The sequence below is a fragment of the Myxococcus sp. AB056 genome (genome assembly GCF_006547365.1).
In the GTDB taxonomy this organism is placed as follows: Bacteria; Myxococcota; Myxococcia; order Myxococcales; family Myxococcaceae; genus Myxococcus; species Myxococcus virescens.
Window position 1 is genome coordinate 136,542 of the sequence record NZ_VHLB01000007.1, and the last position, 19,208, is coordinate 155,749.

The 19,208-nt window shown below is 67.8% G+C and carries 1 protein-coding gene (only partly in view); it reads left to right on the plus strand.

Annotation, left to right across the window (positions count from 1 at the left end):
- Nucleotides 1-19,208: part of a non-ribosomal peptide synthase/polyketide synthase coding region (locus tag FMP39_RS05245; protein ID WP_141588882.1), annotated on the plus strand (this coding region is incomplete at its 3' end). 7,887 nt of the annotated region lie beyond the right edge of the window; the window shows 19,208 of its 27,095 annotated nt.

Here is a 19,208-nt window from a genome sequence, read left to right on the forward strand (position 1 = left end):
ATGGGGAACGAGACGGACAAGAAGCCCACGCTCACGCGCGAGGAGAAGCTCGCGCTGCTCGCGAAGCGGTTGGAGAAGAAGCCCCGGCCCGCGTTGCCGCTGACGTTCTCCCAGCAGCGGGTGTGGTTCCTGGTGCAGCGCGCACCCGGGCTGCCTGCCTATCACCTGCCGTTGGTCCTGGAGCTGTCCGGCCGCCTGGATGAGGCCGTGCTGGAGCGGAGCTTCCAGGAAGTGGCTCGGCGCCACGAGTCGCTGCGCACGCACTTCGGCGAGGTCTCCGGCACACCGGTGCAGTTCGTCGATCCCCAAGCACGCCTGCCGTTCACGGTGGAGGGACTGGAGGACGTCCCCGAGGCGGCGCGCGAAGTCGCCGTGCGGCAGCGCATCCAGCTCGAGCTGGAAACACCGTTCGACCTGTCCCGCGGCCCACTGGCTCGCGGCGTGTTGCTGCGCGTGGCTCCGGAGCGCCATGTGCTCCTGGTGGTGGTGCACCACCTCATCGCCGACCATGTGTCCATGGGCGTGCTCACCCACGAGATGGTGGCGCTCTATGACGCCTTCGCCCAGGGCCTGCCGTCGCCGCTGCCTGTGTTGCCGCTCCAATATGGGGACTACGCGGCCTGGCAGCGGGGCAAGCTTCGAGGTGACGCGCTCGACGCGCACCTGGAGTTCTGGCGCAAGCGGCTGGAGGGCGCGCCGCATGAGCTAGAGCTGCCCACGGATCGCCCGCGGCGCTCCGCGACCGGACGGGCTGCTCAGCGCAGGGCCTTGTTGCCCGTGTCATGGGTGGAACGCCTCGAGTCGCTGGCGCAGGCCGAAGGCGCCACGTTGTTCATGGCCGTGCTGGCGGGGCTCCAGGTCCTGCTGTCTCGTTACACCGGACAGAAGGACCTGCTCATTGGCGCCTCGCACACGAACCGGGGCAGGCAGGAGACGAAGGGGCTGGTGGGCCTCTTCGCCGAGCCGCTGGTCCTGCGAGCGGACCTCTCCGCCCGGCCGGGCTACCGTGAGCTCCTGCGCCGCGCGAAGGCGGACACGGAGGAGGCCTTCGCGAACGCGCATGTTCCTTTCGAACCGCTGCTGAGTGCATTGGGCGTGGAGCAGGACCCGACGCGCGCACCGATGTTTCAGGTGCTCTTGGGGGAAATCGACGCACCGCCACCGCTTCGCCAGGTGCAAGGGCTCGACGTGCGTGTGCTCGACGCGGATGTGTCGAGCACCGACGTGGACCTGACCCTGATGATGTCCCGAGGCCCTGAGGGCCTTGCGCTCACGGCCATGTACAACGCGGAGTTGTACGACGCGGCCACCATCGAGGGACTGCTGGGCTATCTGGAGACGCTGCTCGGCGCAGCGGTGACGTCACCCGACCGGCCTGTGGAGACGCTGGTGATGCTCCCGGTCGAGGAGCGGCACCGCTTGCTGGAGACGTGGAACGGCGCGAAGGAGCCCCTGCCTCCGGACGCCTGCGCCCATGCATTGTTCGAAGCGCAGGTCGCGCGGACGCCGGACGCCACCGCCGTGGTGTCCGGCGGCGAGTCCGTGACGTATCGCGAGCTGAACGTGCGGGCGAACCACGTGGCGGCACGCCTGCGAGCGCTCGGCGTGGGCCTGGAGTCCCGGGTGGCAGTGTGCGTGGAGCGCTCGGTCGAGTTGCTGGCGGCGTTGCTGGGTGTGCTCAAGGCGGGTGGCGCCTACGTGCCGCTGGACCCGGAGTACCCAGCGGAGCGGCTGGGCTACATGCTGGAGGACAGCGCTGCTCGCGTGGTCGTGGCACGGCGGCAGTACCGCGAGAAGTTGGGCGAGGCACCAGGGCGGGTCTGGTTGGACGTGGCGTCGCTCACGCCGGGCGCAGAGGAGATGACGTCCGGGCCGACCGTCGTCGTTCCACCGGAAGCCGCGGCGTACGTGCTCTACACGTCAGGCTCCACGGGGCGGCCGAAGGGCGTGGTGGTGCAGCACCGCTCACTGGTGAGCTTCATTCGCGCGGAGTGGCAGGTTTGCCCGGTGGAGCCGGGCGACCGGGTGCTCCAGTTCGCGTCCATCAGCTGGGATACCAGCGCGGAGGAGATCTATCCGTGCCTCACTCGCGGCGGCACGCTGGTGCTGCGCTCGCCTGAGATGCTGGACGTCCCGGAGGTCTTCCTGGCCCGGTGTGAAGCGGCCGGCATCACCCAGCTCAACCTGCCCACGGCCTTCTGGCATGAAGTCACGGCGAGCCTGGATGAAGGCAAGGCGCGTCTGCCCTCGGGTTTGAAGTGGGTGGTTATCGGTGGTGAGCGCGCCGTCCCCGCGCGGGTGTCGCAGTGGCGGCAACGCGTGGGCCGCGCGGTGCCTCTGCTGAACACGTACGGCCTCACCGAAGTGACAGCGGTGGCCACGGCCGTGGACCTGACCACTGACACCGAGGACTCCGGGCGCGAGGTGGCCATTGGCCGGCCGCTGGCGAATGTCCGCATCTACGTCCTCGACGGGGAGTTGGAGCCAGTGCCCGCGGGTGTGGTGGGCGAGCTGTACGTCGGTGGTGAAGGTGTGGCGCGCGGGTATCTCGGCCGGCCGGAGCTGACCGCGGAGCGGTTCGTCCCCGCGCCGCAGGGGGACGGGGCACGGCTGTACCGCACCGGCGACAAGGCGCGATGGCGGCGGGACGGCGTACTGGAGTACCTGGGCCGGGGTGACTCGCAGGTGAAGGTGCGCGGTCATCGCATCGAGCCCGGTGAGGTGGAGTCGGCGCTGCTCGGGCAACCGGGCGTGCGCGAGGCGCTGGTCGTGGTGCGCGAGGACGCACCGGGCGACAAGCGACTGGTCGCCTACGTGGTGCCGCGCGATGGACGCCTGCTGGAGAGCGGCGAGGTGCGTGCGGGCCTGGAGTCGCGCCTGCCGCGATTCATGGTGCCGCAGGCGGTGGTGGTGCTGGAGCGGCTTCCGCTGCTTCCAAACGGGAAGGTGGACCGCAAGGCGCTGCCCGCGCCGGAGGCGGTACGGGAGTCTCGAAAGGAGGCGCACGTCGCGCCTCGCACGCCGGTGGAGCAGATGCTCGCGGGCTTCTGGGCGGAGGTGCTGCGCCTGGAGACGGTGGGGCTGCACGACAACTTCTTCGAGGTGGGCGGACACTCGCTGCTGGCCATGCAACTGGTCGGGCGGGTCCGTGAAGCCTTCCGAGTGGACCTGCCGCTGCGCGACGTCTTCGAGTCGGCCACGGTGGCGGCGCTCGCGGAACGGATTTCCAGGGCGGTGGCAACCGCGGGCATTCCGGCGCCTCCACTGAAGCGGATGGAGCGCGGCGGCACGGCTCCGTTGTCATTCGCGCAACAGCGCCTATGGTTCCTGGCGCAGCTCGACCCGGCGAATACGTCCTACAACCTCTGGGCACCCGTGCGTGTAACGGGGGCGCTGGACGTCGGTGCGCTGGCACGGAGCTTCGAGGCGTTGGTTCGCCGGCATGAGGCGCTGCGCACCACGTTCCGAGCCGAAGGTGGCTCACCGGTGCAGGTCATCTCCGCGGAGACGCAGGTGCCGCTGGAGGTGGTGGACCTGTCCGTGTTGCCAGTGGGCGAACGCGAGGGCTCGGCGAAGGCACGGACCGAAGTGGAAGTGGGCCGGCCGTTCCAACTGGAGCAGGGGCCCTTGCTGCGTACGGTGCTGCTCAAGTTGTCCGAGCAGGAGCACGTGTTGGTGCTGGTGATGCACCACATCGTGTCGGACTACTGGTCCATGGGCATCCTCGTGCGGGAGGTGGCCGCGCTCTACGAGGCATTGTCCCAGGGGTGGCCGGCACAGCTGCCCGAGCTGTCCGTGCAGTACGCGGACTTCGCGATGTGGCAGCGCGATTGGCTCAAGGGGCAGGTGCTGGAGTCGCAGCTCGCGTACTGGCGGACGCAGCTTGCTGGGACGCCGCGAGCGTTGGAGCTTCCCACGGACAAACCGCGACCTGTGACGCAGACGTTCCGGGGCGCGAACCTTCACGTCCTGTGGCCAAAGGCGCTATGGCGTGAGGTGGAGTCGCTCGGCCGACGCGAAGGCGCGACGCCCTTCATGGTGCTGCTGGCCGCGTTCCAGACGGTGCTGTCGCGCTACTCGGGTCAGGACGACGTGAGCGTGGGGGCTCCCATCGCAGGGCGTTCGCACTCGGAGACGGAGGGGCTCATTGGGTTCTTCGTCAACACGCTGGTTCTGCGGTCGAAGCTGTCGCCCGCGCTGATCTTCCGCGCACTGCTGAGGCAGGTCCGTGAGGTGACCCTGGGCGCCTATGCGCACCAGGACGTGTCATTCGAGAAGCTGGTGGAGGAACTCCAGCCCGAGCGTGACCTGAGCCGCAGCCCGTTGTTCCAGGTGACGCTGACACTTCAGAACACCCCCGCCGCCGAAGTCCAGCTGAGGGGCATCACCCTCAAGGGACTGGCGGCGGAGGAGAAGACGTCGAAGTTCGACCTGTCACTGGTTGTGGAGGAGGTGCCGGACGGCGTCGTGGCGATGGTCAACTACAACAGCGACCTGTTCGAAGCCGGGACGATGGACCGGATGCTCGGACATCTCAAGGTGCTGTTGGAGGCCGCCGTCGCTGAGCCGGAGACGCGGCTGGCCGAGCTGCCGCTGATGGGGAGTGAGGAGCTGCAGCGGCTGGTGAAGGAGTGGAGTGGGACGGCTTCGACGTATCCGCGCGATGCCGGCCTGAGTTCCCTCTTCGAGGCGCAGGTTCAGCGGACGCCAGACGCGGTGGCGGTGGAGTACGAGGACCGGCGATTGACGTACGCGGAGTTGAATCGCCGTGCGAACCAGCTGGCGCACCACCTGAGGGCCATGGGTGTAGGGCCGGAAGTCCGGGTGGGACTGTGCGTGGAGCGCTCGCTGGAGCTGGTGGTGAGCGTGCTGGGCATCCTGAAGGCAGGGGGCGTGTACGTGCCGCTGGATGCCAGCTACCCGCTAGAGCGACTGGCGTGGATGAAGGCGGAGGCCGGCGTCGCATTACTGGTGGCGCAGGAGAAGCTGGCGGACGAGGTAGCCGCGGGTGGCGAGTTGGTGGTGTGCGTGGATACGGAGTGGGACACGCAGATTGCTCTGCAACCGGAGGTCACACCGAGCACCCAAGTGGGTGGAGGCAACCTGGCGTACGTGATGTTCACGTCGGGGAGCACGGGGAAGCCGAAGGGCGTAGGCGTGCCTCACCGAGCGGTGTCACGCCTGGTGCTGGGGACGGACTTCGCGCACTTCGGGCCTGAGGAGGTGTGGCTGCAACTGGCGCCCATCTCCTTCGATGCATCGACGCTGGAAGTGTGGGGCGCGCTGCTGCACGGCGCGAAGCTGGTGGTGTACCCGGCGGGAACGCCGACGTTGGAGGAGCTGGGCCGGAAGCTGGAGTCGTCAGGCGTGACGTCGCTGTGGCTGACGGCGGCGCTCTTCGAGCAGATGCAGGCGAGGCAGCCGAAGGCGCTGGCCAGTGTCCGTCAGCTGCTTGCAGGTGGTGACGCGCTGCCAGTGTCCCGCGTGAAGGAACGACTGGCGGCAGGTGGCCTGCTCATCAACGGGTACGGCCCGACGGAGAACACGACGTTCTCCAGCACGTACCGGATGGAGAGGCCCGAGGAAGTAGGTGCCTCGGTGTCCATTGGCCGGCCGGTGAAGAACACGGTGGCCTACGTGCTGGACATGGTGATGCGCCCAGTGCCTGTGGGCGTGCCGGGTGAGCTGTACGTGGGCGGAGACGGGCTGGCAGTGGGGTACGTGGGACGCCCGGAGCTGACGGCGGAGCGCTTCGTACCAAGCCCATTCGGTGAGGGAGAGCGGCTGTACCGCACGGGGGACGTGGTGCGGTGGCTGGGGAACGGGACGCTTGAGTTCCTGGGCCGAGCGGACACGCAGGTGAAGGTGCGTGGTTACCGGATTGAGCTGGGAGAAGTGGAAGCGGTGCTAGCCCAGCACAGTGGCGTCAATGAAGCCGTGGTGGTGGCGCGGGAAGACGGGAACGAAGGCAAGCGGTTGGTGGCCTACGTGACGGCGCAGGGAGGGGCCGCACTGGATGCGGGTGCACTGCGAAGCCACGTGAAGCAGCGGCTACCGGAGTACATGGTGCCGTCGGCGTATGTGGTGCTGGAGTCGCTGCCGCTGACGCCCAACGGCAAGGTGGATCGCAAGGCGCTGCCCGCTCTAGAGGCGCAAGGCCCGAAGACGGCACACTTCGAGGCGCCTCGCACGGCGACTGAGCAGAAGCTGGCGTCCATCTTCACCGAGGTGCTGAACGTCGAGCGCGTCGGGCTCGACGGAGATTTCTTCGAGTTGGGCGGACACTCGCTGCTGGCAACGCAGTTGGTGTCACGCGTCCGGGAGTCCTTCCAGGTGGAACTCCCCCTGAGGGACGTCTTCGAATCTCCGACGGTGGAGAAGCTCGCTCTCCGGCTGGAGGAAATGCACGCGGGGGCTTCATCCCTTCATGCACCGCCCCTGAAGCGAGGCCCTCGGTTGGGGGCACTGCCGCTATCGTTCGCTCAGCAGCGGCTGTGGTTCCTCGAACAGCTGGAGCCAGGGAGCCCCGTCTACAACATCCCCTTGGCCATCCGGCTTTCGGGTGCTCTGCGAGTCGATGCACTGGAGCGCGCGCTTCGTGAGTTGGTGCGGCGCCACGAAGTCTTGCGAACGACGTTCCGCTCCGAGGGCGGGACGCCCGTACAGATCGTCTCCCACCAGGCGGAGAATGTACTGCCGGTGGTGGACCTGTCGTCGCTCTCGTCCGAGGCGTCCGAGGCGGAGGTCGATCGACTGCTGCGTGAGGAATCCCTCCGCGGGTTCGACCTCGCCAGCGGACCGTTGCTGCGCACGCGATTGCTGAAGCGCTCCGAGGCGGAGCATGTGCTCCTGGCGAACATGCATCACATCGTCTCGGACGGGTGGTCCATGGGCGTCATCGTCCGGGAACTCGCGGCGCTCTACGGGGCCTTTCGCGAAGGACAGCCGTCGCCACTGCCTGAACTGGACGTGCAATACGGTGACTTCTCCGCGTGGCAGCGCGCCTGGCTGGAGAGTGGCGCGCTTCAGCGGCAACTGGATTGGTGGCGCCAGCAGCTCGAAGGAGCCCCTCAGGTCCTCTCGATTCCCACGGACAGGCCGCTGCCCGCGGTTCAGACCTTCCGAGGCGCGAATCTCCCGGTCAGCATCCCACCGGCGTTGTCCTCAGGCGTGAAGGCACTGGCGCAGCGGCATGGTTCAACGCCGTTCATGGTGCTGCTGGCGGGCTTCCAGGTGTTGCTGGCCCGGTACTCGGGGCAGGACGACCTGGTGGTGGGAACGCCCGTCGCCGGACGTAACCGCGCGGAGACAGAAGGGCTCATCGGCTTCTTCGTCAACACCCTGGCGCTGCGGGCACGCGCGTCCGCTGAGAAGCCGTTCCTCACGCTGCTTCGCGAGGTGAAGGATGCGGCGCTGGGTGCCTACGCGCATCAGGACATTCCATTCGAGCAGCTCGTGGAAGAGCTTCAGCCGGAACGCACGCTCAGCCACTCGCCGCTGTTCCAGGTGATGTTCTCCCTGCAGAACACGCCAGTGCCGGAGGCGCTCGTGCCCGGGCTCTCGATGAGCGCGATGGACACGGAGATCGGCGCCGCGAAGTTCTTCCTGACGCTGGCGTTGGAGGACCTGCCGGACGGCTTCTCCGGCGTCTTCGAGTACAACGCGGACCTCTTCGAGCCGTCCACCGTCCAGCGCATGGCCGCACACTGGCTCACGCTGTTGGAGGCTGCCGTAGCCTCCCCGGACCGCCGTTTGTCCGAGCTGTCGCTGCTCTCTCCCCAAGAGCGGCACCAGCTCCTGGTGGAGTGGAACGACACCACAACGGAGTATCCACGCGATACGCCTGTGCACGTGCAGTTGGCGGACCTGGCGACGCGCACTCCGGAAACGGTGGCGCTCGCTTGGGAGGGGGGGCAGCTCACTTTCGCGGAGCTGATGGCGCGGAGCCGCTTGTTGGCGGCGCATTTGCGGCGCTTGGGAGTGGGCCCCGAGGTCCGAGTGGGCCTCTTGGCGCGCCGATCGCCGGAGTTGGTGGTGGGACTGCTCGCCATCCTGGATGCCGGTGGTGCCTGGGTGCCGCTGGAGCCGGACGCTCCCCGTGAGCGGCTGGCGCGCATCCTGGAAGACACGGAGCCCGCGGTACTCCTCACCCAGCGGGCGTTGCGAGACCTGGTGCCCGCGACCTCGATGCCCGTGGTGTTGCTCGAGGATGACCTTGGGTCAGTCGCCGCTGGGACTTGGGAGGCGAGCGCGGTGGCGGACAACGCCGCTTACGTCCTCTTCACCTCGGGGTCCACGGGACGTCCGAAGGGCGTGCTCGTCTCCCACCGCGCATTGGCGCGACACACGGCGTGGTTCGTCGCCGCGTTGAAGCTGGGCACGGGCGACCGGGTGTTGCAGAAGGCCTCTGCTGGCTTCGACGCCGCGGTGCCCGAGCTGCTGGCCACGCTGGTCTCTGGTGCTCGGCTGGTCATCGCACCGCCTGCTGCCGAGAGCGACACCGAGGTGCTGTTGGCCGCGTTGGAACGCCAGCAGGTCACGGTGCTCCAGTTGGTTCCGTCGCAGCTCCGCGTCCTGTTGGCGCATGAAGGTGTGGCGCGAGCCGCGGGCCTGAGGGTTCTGGTATCCGGGGGCGAGGCGCTGCCGGTGGAGCTTGTTCATCAGGCTCGGGAGCGGTTGCCGTCCACGCTCATCATCAATGCGTACGGACCGACCGAGACCACGGTCGATGCCACGGCCTGGCTGGGAGGCGGCCTGGGCGAAGGCCCCTTCGCGCCCATTGGCCGACCCATCGCGAACACTCGGGCCTACGTCCTGGATGCACAGGGCCAGCCGGTCCCCGTGGGCGTCCCAGGTGAGCTCTTCGTCGGCGGAGATGGCCTGGCTCGCGGGTACGTGGGCCGGCCAGACCTGACGGCGGAGCGTTTCGTGCCGGACGCCTTGGGACGTACGCCGGGGGCCCGGCTCTATCGCACGGGTGACCAGGTGCGTTGGCGCTCGGGGGGCTCGCTGGAGTTCCTGGGCCGGGTGGACGCGCAGGTGAAGGTGCGGGGGCACCGCGTCGAACCCGGCGAGGTGGAGGCGGTGCTTGCGGAGCACTCGGCCGTCCACGTCGCCGTGGTGGTGTCGCGCACGGACGTTTCGAATGAGACGCGGCTCGTGGCCTACGTGGTGCCAGTCGATGCGTCAGGCGCGGTGGATGCCACGGCGCTGCGGGCCTTCCTGGCGGAGCGCCTGCCTTCGGCCATGGTGCCCTCGTGGTTCGTGGTCCTGGAGTCGCTGCCGCTGCTCCCCAGCGGGAAGGTGGACCGCAAGGCGCTGCCCGCCCCTGACGTGGACGTCAGCGAGCGACAGTACGTGGCACCCCGCACCCCGACGGAAGAGCTGCTGTGCGGCTTCTTCAGCAGGGTGCTGGGCGTGGAGCGGGTGGGCATCCACGACGGATTCTTCGAGCTGGGGGGCCACTCGCTCCTTGCGACACAGCTCGTCTCGCGGGTGCGTTCGGCCTTCCGGGTGGAGCTCGCTCTGCGGGAGTTGTTCGAGGCGCCCACGGTAGCGGAGCTGGCGCGTCGCATCGAACAGGCGAAGCGGTCTGGGGCCGAGATGCCGATGCTTCGGAGCCCGGCGGAGCCTCGCGCACGTGAGCTGCCCTTGTCGTTCGCGCAGCAGCGGCTTTGGTTCCTGGATCAACTCCAGCCAGGAAGTGCGTTCTACAACGTGTCCGCGGTGGTGAAGTTGACCGGCCCGCTGGACCCGACTGCGCTGGAGTGGAGCTTCGAGGAGCTGGTGCGTCGCCATGAGGCCCTGCGGACGACCTTCCGGGCCAAGGGTGGGACCCCGGTGCAGGTCATCTCGGCCGAGCCGACGCTCGCCTTCGCTGTGGTGTCCCTGGAAGCACTGGATGACTCCGAGCGCGATGCCGCTGCGAAGCGCTGGGCTGAAGAGGAGGCCCAGCGGCCCTTCGACCTGAAGAAGGGGCCGTTGCTGCGAGCCACGTTGCTACATCTGCGGGAGCGGGAGCACGTGCTGGTGCTGGTGATGCACCACATCGTGTCGGACGAATGGTCCATGGGCATCCTCGTGCGCGAGGTGGCCGCCCTCTACGAGCCGTTGTCCCAGGGACAGCGCTCCTCGTTGCCTGACCTTCCGCTCCAGTACGGCGATTACGCTGTCTGGCAGCACGAATGGCTGGCAGACGACGTGTTGGAGACGCAGCTCGGATACTGGCGACAGCAGCTCGCTGGGGCGCCGAGTGCGTTGGCGTTGCCCACGGACAAGCCTCGCCCGGTGATGCAGACGTTCCGCGGGAGCATGCAGGAGGCGCTCTGGCCCTCCGAGCTCTGGGCCGCGGCGAAGGTGCTCGGGCAGAGAGAGGGCGCGACACCGTTCATGGTGCTGCTCGCGGCCTTCCAGACGGTGCTGTCGCGCTACTCGGGCCAGGACGACGTGAGCGTGGGCTCGCCCATCGCGGGCCGCACGCGTGAAGAGACGGAGGGGCTGATTGGCTTCTTCGTCAACACGTTGGTGCTGCGGACGAAGGTCTCCCCTGTGTCGAGCTTCCGCGAGCTGCTCGCTCAGGTGCGGGAGGTGACGCTGGGGGCGTATGCGCACCAGGACGTGCCGTTCGAGAAGTTGGTGGAGGAGCTTCAGCCCGAGCGTGACCTGAGCCGCAGCCCGTTGTTCCAGGTGACGCTGACGCTGCAGAACACGCCTTTCTCCGAGGTCCAACTGCGGGAGCTGACGCTGAAGGGCGTCGACGCCGAGGAGAAGACCTCGAAGTTCGATTTGTCGCTGCTCGCGGAAGAGGTGCCGCACGGGTTTGCCGTGGCGGTGAACTACAACAGCGACCTGTTCGAAGCCGCGACGATGGAACGGCTGCTGGGGCACCTGCGGGTGTTCCTGGAAGCCGCTGTGAGCGCTCCAGAGACGCGGCTGGCCGAGCTGCCGTTGATGGGCAGTGAGGAGCAGCAGCAGCTGGTGAAGGAGTGGAGCGGGACGGCGTCGGAGTACCCGCGCGAAGCCAGCCTGAGTTCCCTCTTCGAGGCGCAAGTTCAGTGGACGCCGGACGCGGTGGCGGTGGAGTACGAAGGCCAGCGGCTGACGTACGCGGAGTTGAATCGCCGTGCCAACCAGCTGGCGCACCACCTGAAGGGCATGGGTGTGGGGCCCGAGGTGCGAGTGGGGCTGTGCGTGGAGCGCTCACTGGAGCTGGTGGTGAGCGTGCTGGGCATCCTGAAGGCGGGAGGCGTGTACGTGCCGCTGGATGCCAGTTATCCGCTAGAGCGACTGGCGTGGATGAAGGCGGAGGCCGGCGTCGCCGTGCTGGTAGCTCAGGAGAAGCTGGCGGACGAGGTGGCCACGGGCGGCGAGCTGGTGGTGTGCGTGGACACGGAGTGGGACACGCAGATTGCCCTGCAACCGGAGGTCACACCGAGCACGCATGTGGGTGGAGGCAACCTGGCGTACGTGATGTTCACGTCAGGGAGCACGGGGGAGCCGAAGGGCGTGGGCGTACCGCATCGGGCGGTGTCACGCCTGGTGCTGGGGACGGACTTCGCGCACTTCGGGCCCGAGGAAGTGTGGCTGCAACTGGCACCGATTTCCTTCGACGCATCGACGTTGGAAGTGTGGGGTGCGCTGCTGCACGGCGCGAAGTTGGTGGTGTACCCGGCTGGGACGCCGTCGCTGGAGGAGCTGGGCCGGAAGCTGGAGTCGTCAGGCGTGACGTCGCTGTGGCTGACAGCGGCGCTCTTCGAGCAGATGCAGGCGCGGCAGCCGAAGGCGCTGGCCAGTGTCCGTCAGTTGTTGGCGGGGGGGGACGCGCTGCCAGTGTCCCGTGTGAAGGAACGACTGGTGGCAGGTGGCCTGCTCATCAACGGGTATGGCCCGACGGAGAACACGACATTCTCCAGCACGTACCGGATGGAGAGGTCGGAAGACGTAGGTGCCTCGGTGTCCATCGGCCGGCCGGTGAAGAACACGGTGGCTTACGTGCTGGATGGGGCAATGCGCCCAGTGCCTGTGGGTGTGCCGGGCGAGCTGTACGTGGGCGGAGACGGGTTGGCAGTGGGGTACGTGGGGCGTCCGGAGCTGACGGCGGAGCGCTTCGTGCCGAATCCGTACGGCGAAGGAGAGCGGCTGTACCGCACGGGGGACATGGTGCGGTGGCTGGGGAACGGGACGCTGGAGTTCCTGGGCCGAGCGGACACGCAGGTGAAGGTGCGCGGTTACCGGATTGAGCTGGGTGAAGTGGAAGCGGCGCTGGCCCAGCACAGTGGCGTCAACGAAGCCGTGGTGGTGGCGCGGGAGGATGGAAGCGAAGGCAAGCGGTTGGTGGCCTACGTGACGGCGCAGGAAGGTGCCTCGCTGGACGCGGGTGCACTGAGAAGCCACGTGAAGCAGCGGCTGCCGGAGTACATGGTGCCGTCGGCGTACGTGGTGCTGGAGGCGTTGCCGCTGACGCCAAACGGCAAGGTGGACCGCAAGGCGCTGCCCGCCCCGGATGCCCAGGGGTCGAAAACGGCGCACTTCGAGGCGCCTCGCACGGCGACTGAGGAGAAGCTGGCGTCCATCTTCACCGAGGTGCTGAACGTCGAGCGCGTCGGCGTCGACGAAGACTTCTTCGAGCTGGGTGGCCACTCGCTGCTTGCCACGCAGCTGGTCTCGCGCGTTCGCGAAGCCTTCCACGTCGAGTTGCCTCTACGGGACGTCTTTGAGGCGCCCACGGTAGAGAAGCTCGCCCAGCGGCTCGAGACGGAACCGAACGGCACGCAGGTGCTTCATGTGCCGCCGCCGACGCGAGTTGAACGAACCGGGTCGCTGCCCCTGTCGTTCGCGCAACAGCGGCTGTGGTTCCTCGACCAACTGGAGCCGGGTAGTTCGTCCTACAACATCCCTATCGCAGTGAAGCTGACGGGGACGGTGCAGGTGGACGCGCTGGAGCAAGCCTTCAAGGCGCTGGTGCTTCGGCATGAGTCGCTGCGCACGACCTTCCAGAGCAGCGGTGGTGAGCCGGCCCAGGTCATCGCCGAGGAGTCGGAGGTCCAGCTGCGAGTGGTGGACCTGCGCGACCTGTCCGAGGCTGAGCGGGCCCCGGAAGTCCAACGCCTGATCGCCCAAGAGGCAGCGCATCCGTTCAACCTGGCGCGCGGCCCGCTGCTGAGAACGGTATTGCTGAAGCTGTCCGAGCAGGAGCACGTGCTGGTGCTGGTGATGCACCACATCGTGTCGGACGGCTGGTCCATGGGAGTGCTCGTCCGCGAGGTCGCCGCGTTGTATGAGGCGTGCTCGCAGGGCCTGTCGTCACCGTTGCCGGAGCTTCCGCTCCAATACGCGGACTACGCGGTGTGGCAGCGCGAGTGGCTTCAGGGAGAGGTCCTGGAGTCACAGCTCGCCTGGTGGAAGGAGCAGCTCCAGGGGGCCTCGCAGGTACTGGAACTGCCCACGGACAAGCCGCGTCCCGCGGTGCAGACCTTCCGTGGCGCCAGCCGGGATGTGCAGTGGCCGCGTGACTTGTGGGAGTCGGTCAAGGTGCTCGCGTATCGTGAAGGCGCCACGCCGTTCATGGTGCTGCTCGCGGCGTTCCAGACGGTGCTGTCGCGCTACTCAGGGCAGGATGATCTCTGCGTGGGCTCGCCCATCGCCAACCGCACCCGGGCCGAGACGGAGGGGTTGATTGGCTTCTTCGTCAACACGCTCGTTCTTCGTGCTCGACTCGCTGGGAACCCCACGTTCCGGGAGCTGTTGGCTCAGGTTCGCGAACGGACGCTTGGCGCGTATGCGCATCAGGACATCCCCTTCGAGCGACTGGTGGAGGAGCTCAAGCCGGACCGCGACTTGAGCCGCAGCCCGCTCTTCCAGGTGATGTTCATCCTGCAGAACACGCCCACCGTGGAGCTGCACCTGCCGGGCCTGACGCTGGCGGGAATGGACGGTGACTCGCGCACCTCGAAGTTCGACCTCACGCTGGATTTGACCGAGACGCCGCAGGGGTTGTCGGTCAGCGCCGTATACAACAGCGACCTCTTCGAGCCCGTGACGATGGACCGGCTGACGGGCCACCTGCGCGTGTTGCTGGAGGCCGCGGTTCAGACGCCGGATGCTCGGTTGGGCGAGCTGCCGTTGCTGAGCGCAGTAGAGCAGCGCCGGTTGCTCGTGGAGTGGAACGACACCCGCAGCGACTTCGTTCCCAACACCATCCAGGCCCTCTTCGAGGCTCAGGCCGCGAAGACGCCTGAAGCGCTCGCGGTCGTCGCCCAAGACTCGCGGCTGACCTACGAGGCGCTGAACCGGCGGGCCAATCAACTGGCGCACCACCTGCGTTCGCTGGGCGTCGGTCCGGATGTTCCGGTGGGCTTGTACCTGGACCGCTCCGCGAGTGCGGTGGTGGGCCTGTGGGGCATTCTCAAGGCGGGTGGTGCCTATGTGCCGCTGGACGTCATGTTCCCCGTCGAGCGCATCCGAAGTGTGCTCGCGGACGCGGGTGCCCAGGTGCTGGTCACGCAGGCGGCCCTGGCGGAGGTCCTGCACTGGGACGTGGGAGAGGTGGTCCGTCTGGATGCGGACGCGTCTTCTCTATTGGAACGGAGCGAGCGCAACCCGGAGCCCTCGGCGGCGCCGGAGACCCTTGCCTACGTCATCTTCACTTCTGGCTCCACGGGGCGGCCGAAGGGCGTGGCCATCGAGCACCGGCAGCTGGTTCATTACGTAGAAGGCATCTCGCGTCGGCTGGACCTGCCGGGAGGCGCTTCGTTTGCTTCCGTGTCCACGCTGGCGGCGGACCTGGGCCACACCGCTGTCTTCCCCTCGCTCTGCCAAGGCGGCGCGCTGCATCTCGTGTCTCGGGAATGCGCGTCGGACCCGTCCGCCCTGGCCCAGCTCTTCGAGCGCGAGGCCGTGGACTGCCTGAAGATCGTCCCCGCTCACTTGCAGGCGCTCCTGGCTACCGGGAAGCCCGAGCGGGTGTTGCCGCGTCAGCGTCTGGTGCTGGGCGGTGATGTCTCGGATTGGGCGCTGATGGACCGGGTGCACGAACTGTCGCCGGACCTGGTGGTGTTCAACCACTACGGGCCGTCCGAGACGACCGTGGGTGTGCTCACGCTCCAGGTGGAGCGAGGGCCTCACGGGCGTGTGTCGGCGTCGGTGCCACTGGGGCGGCCTATTCCCAACGCGCGCGTCTACGTGCTGGATGCGTACCTGCGCCCGGTGCCCGTGGGCATTCCGGGAGAGCTGTGCATTGGTGGAAGGACCGTGGGCCGTGGCTACCTGGGCCGGGTGGACCTGACGGCCGAGCGCTTCGTGCCGGACGCGTACGCGGACGAGCCAGGTGCGCGGATGTACCGGACGGGAGACCGGGCACGGCTGCTCGAGGATGGCCGGGTGGAGTTCCTGGGCCGCACGGATGACCAGCTCAAGGTTCGCGGCTACCGCGTGGAGCTGGGCGAGGTAGAAGCGGCGCTGGAGCGGCACGCCTCGGTGCGTGAGTCGGTCGTGGTGGCCCACGAGAGCGGGACCGATGGCAAGCGCCTGGTGGGCTACGCCGTGCCGAAGGCTGGCCACACACTGGAGGTCGACGCGCTTCGTGACTTCCTGGGCCAGACGCTGCCTGACTACATGGTTCCGCAGGCCCTGGTGGTGCTGGAGGCGCTGCCGCTGACGCCCAACGGCAAGGTGGACCGCAAGGCGCTGCCGGCGCCGGACTTCCAGTTCGCGGATGCCGAGGCTTTTGTCGCGCCACGCACGGCCACGGAAGAACTGGTGGCGGGGTTGTTCTCCGAGGTGCTGGGGCTCGACCGTGTGGGGATCCACAGTGGCTTCTTCGAGCTGGGAGGGCACTCGTTGCTGGCGACGCAGGCCATCTCCCGCATCCGTGGCGCCTTCGGTGTCGAGCTGCCCCTGAGAGACCTCTTCGAGGCACCCACAGTGGCAGCGCTCGCCGAGCGGGTGGACCGTTGGGTGCGCGCCGGAGCGGGCTTCGCTGCGCCTCCGTTGAAGCCTCGGGCGGGACTGACGAGCGTCCTGCCGCTGTCGTTCGCGCAGCAGCGCTTGTGGTTCCTGGAGCAGCTCGCGCCGGGCAGTGTCTTCTACAACGTGCCGGCGGTGGTGAAAGTGTCGGGTCCGCTCGACGTTGCCGCACTGGAACGCAGCTTCGACGCGCTGGTTCGTCGCCATGAGTCCTTGCGGACGACTTTCCGCGCCGACGGTGGGACACCCGTGCAGGTCATCGCGCCTGTGGGACAGGTGGTGTTCACGGTCGAGGACCTGAGCGGGCTCCCTGATGCGGAGCAGGAGGCACAGCGCCGAGCGGACGTGGAGGCGCTTCGGCCGTTCGATCTGGCCAAGGGACCCTTGCTGCGGACCATGCTGCTTCGGCTCGGAGCGCGGGAGCACGTGTTGGTGCTGCTGATGCACCACATCGTGTCCGACGGCTGGTCCATGGGTGTCCTCGTGCGAGAGGTCGCGACGCTGTACGAGGCGTTCTCCCAGGGCCGTCCATCACCCTTGCCGGAACTGGCGGTGCAGTACCCGGACTACGCGGTGTGGCAGCGAGAGTGGCTGAAGGGCGATGTACTGGAGGCGCAGCTCGGGTACTGGAAGCAACGTCTGGAAGGGGCGCCCGCGGCACTGGAGCTTCCGACCGACAAGGCGAGGCCCGCCGTTCAGACGTATGGCGGCGCCTTGCTGCACGAGGTGTGGCCGAAGGCGCTCTGGCGCGACATGGAGGCGCTCGGCCGTCGTGACGGTGCGACGCCGTTCATGGTGTTGCTGGCTGCGTACCAATGGGTGCTGTCCAAGTACGCGGGGCAGGAGGACGTGTGCGTGGGGGCGCCCATCGCAGGGCGCACGCAAGGCGAGACGGAGGGGCTGATCGGCTTCTTTGCGAACATGCTGGTGCTGCGGACGAAGGTGTCCCCGGCATCAACCTTCCGTGAGCTGCTCGCTCAGGTGCGGGAGGTGACATTGGGTGCGTATGCGCACCAGGACGTGCCGTTCGAGAAGCTGGTGGAGGAGCTTCAGCCCGAGCGTGACCTGAGCCGCAGTCCGCTGTTCCAGGTGACGCTGACGCTGCAGAACACGCCCGTGACGGAGGTGAAGCTCGGGGACGGCCTCACGCTGTCTGGCGTGGAGTCGGAGGGGCGGACGTCGAAGTTCGACCTGTCTCTGGTGGTGGAGGAAGTGCAGGGCGGCGTGGTGGTGGCGGCGAACTACAACACCGATCTGTTCGAAGCAGAGACGGTGCGCCGGTTGCTCCACCATCTGCGGACCCTGCTGGAGGCGGCCCTCGCAGGGCCGGCGAAGCGGCTGGCCGAGCTGCCGTTGATGGGCAGTGAGGAGCGGCAGCGGCTGGTGAAGGAATGGAGCGGGACGGCGTCGGAGTACCCACGCGATGCCAGCCTGAGTGCCCTCTTCGAGGCGCAGGTTCAGCGGACGCCGGACGCGGTGGCGGTGGAGTACGAGGACCGGCGGTTGACGTACGCGGAGTTGAATCGCCGTGCGAACCAGCTGGCGCACCACCTGAAGGGCATGGGCGTTGGGCCCGAGGTGCGAGTGGGCTTGTGCGTGGAGCGCTCACTGGAGTTGGTGGTGAGCGTGCTGGGCATCCTGAAGGCAGGGGGCGTGTACGTGCCGCTGGATGCCAGTTACCCGCTAGAGCGACTGGCGTGGATGAAGGCGGAGGCCGGCGTCGCGGTGCTGGTGGCGCAGGAGAAGCTGGCGGACGAGGTGGCCACGGGCGGCGAGCTGGTGGTGTGCGTGGACACGGAGTGGGACACGCAGATTGCCCTGCAACCGGAGGTCGCACCGAGCACGCATGTGGGTGGAGGCAATCTGGCGTACGTGATGTTCACGTCAGGAAGCACGGGGAAGCCGAAGGGCGTAGGCGTGCCTCACCGAGCAGTGTCACGCCTGGTGCTGGGGACGGACTTCGCGCACTTCGGGCCCGAAGAGGTGTGGCTGCAACTGGCGCCTATCTCCTTCGACGCATCGACGCTGGAAGTGTGGGGCGCGCTGCTGCACGGCGCGAAGCTGGTGGTGTTCCCGGTGGGGACGCCGTCGCTGGAGGAGTTGGGCCGGAAGCTGGAGGCTTCGGGCGTAACGTCGCTATGGCTGACGGCGGCGCTCTTCGAGCAGATGCAGGCGCGGCAGCCGAAGGCCCTGGCCAGAGTCCGCCAGCTGTTGGCAGGTGGCGATGCCTTGCCGGTGTCCCGTGTGAAGGAGCGGCTTGCAGCAGGTGGTCTGCTCATCAACGGGTATGGCCCGACGGAGAACACGACGTTCACCAGCACGTACCGAATGGAGAGGCCCGAGGAAGTCGGGGTGTCGGTGTCCATTGGCCAGCCGGTGAAGAACACGGTGGCCTACGTGCTGGACGTGGGTATGCGCCCGGTGCCGATAGGGGTGCCGGGCGAGCTGTACGTGGGCGGAGACGGGCTGGCAGTGGGGTACGTGGGGCGCCCGGAGCTGACGGCGGAGCGCTTCGTACCAAGCCCATTCGGTGAGGGAGAGCGGCTGTACCGCACGGGGGACATGGTGCGGTGGCTGGGGAACGGGACGTTGGAGTTCCTGGGCCGAGCGGACACGCAGGTGAAGGTGCGCGGTTACCGGATTGAGCTGGGCGAAGTGGAAGCGGCGCTGGCCCAGCACAGTGGCATCAACGAAGCCGTGGTGGTTGCGCGGGAGGATGGAGGCGAAGGCAAGCGGTTGGTGGCCTACGTGACGGCGCAGGAAGTTGCCTCGCTGGACACGGGCGCACTGCGAAGCCACGTGAAGCAGCGGCTACCGGAGTACATGGTGCCGTCGGCGTATGTGGTGCTGGAGGCGCTGCCGCTGACGCCCAACGGTAAGGTGGACCGCAAGGCGCTGCCCGCTCCGGACGCCAAGGGGCCGCAGACGGCGCACTTCGAGGCGCCTCGCACGGCGACTGAGGAGAAACTGGCGTCCATCTTCGCTGAGGTGCTGAACGTCGAGCGCGTCGGACTGGAGGGGGACTTCTTCGAGTTGGGCGGACACTCGCTGCTTGCAACGCAGTTGGTGTCGCGAGTGAGGGAAGAACTCCAGGTAGAGCTCCCGCTGCGAGACATCTTCGAATCCTCCACAGTGGGGAAGCTGGCCGAACGAATTGAAGCATCTCGCGGGACGGCAGCGGCCGAGGTTCGAGCACCACCCCTGACACGCGCTTCTCGGCGCGATGCGCTACCGCTGTCATTCGC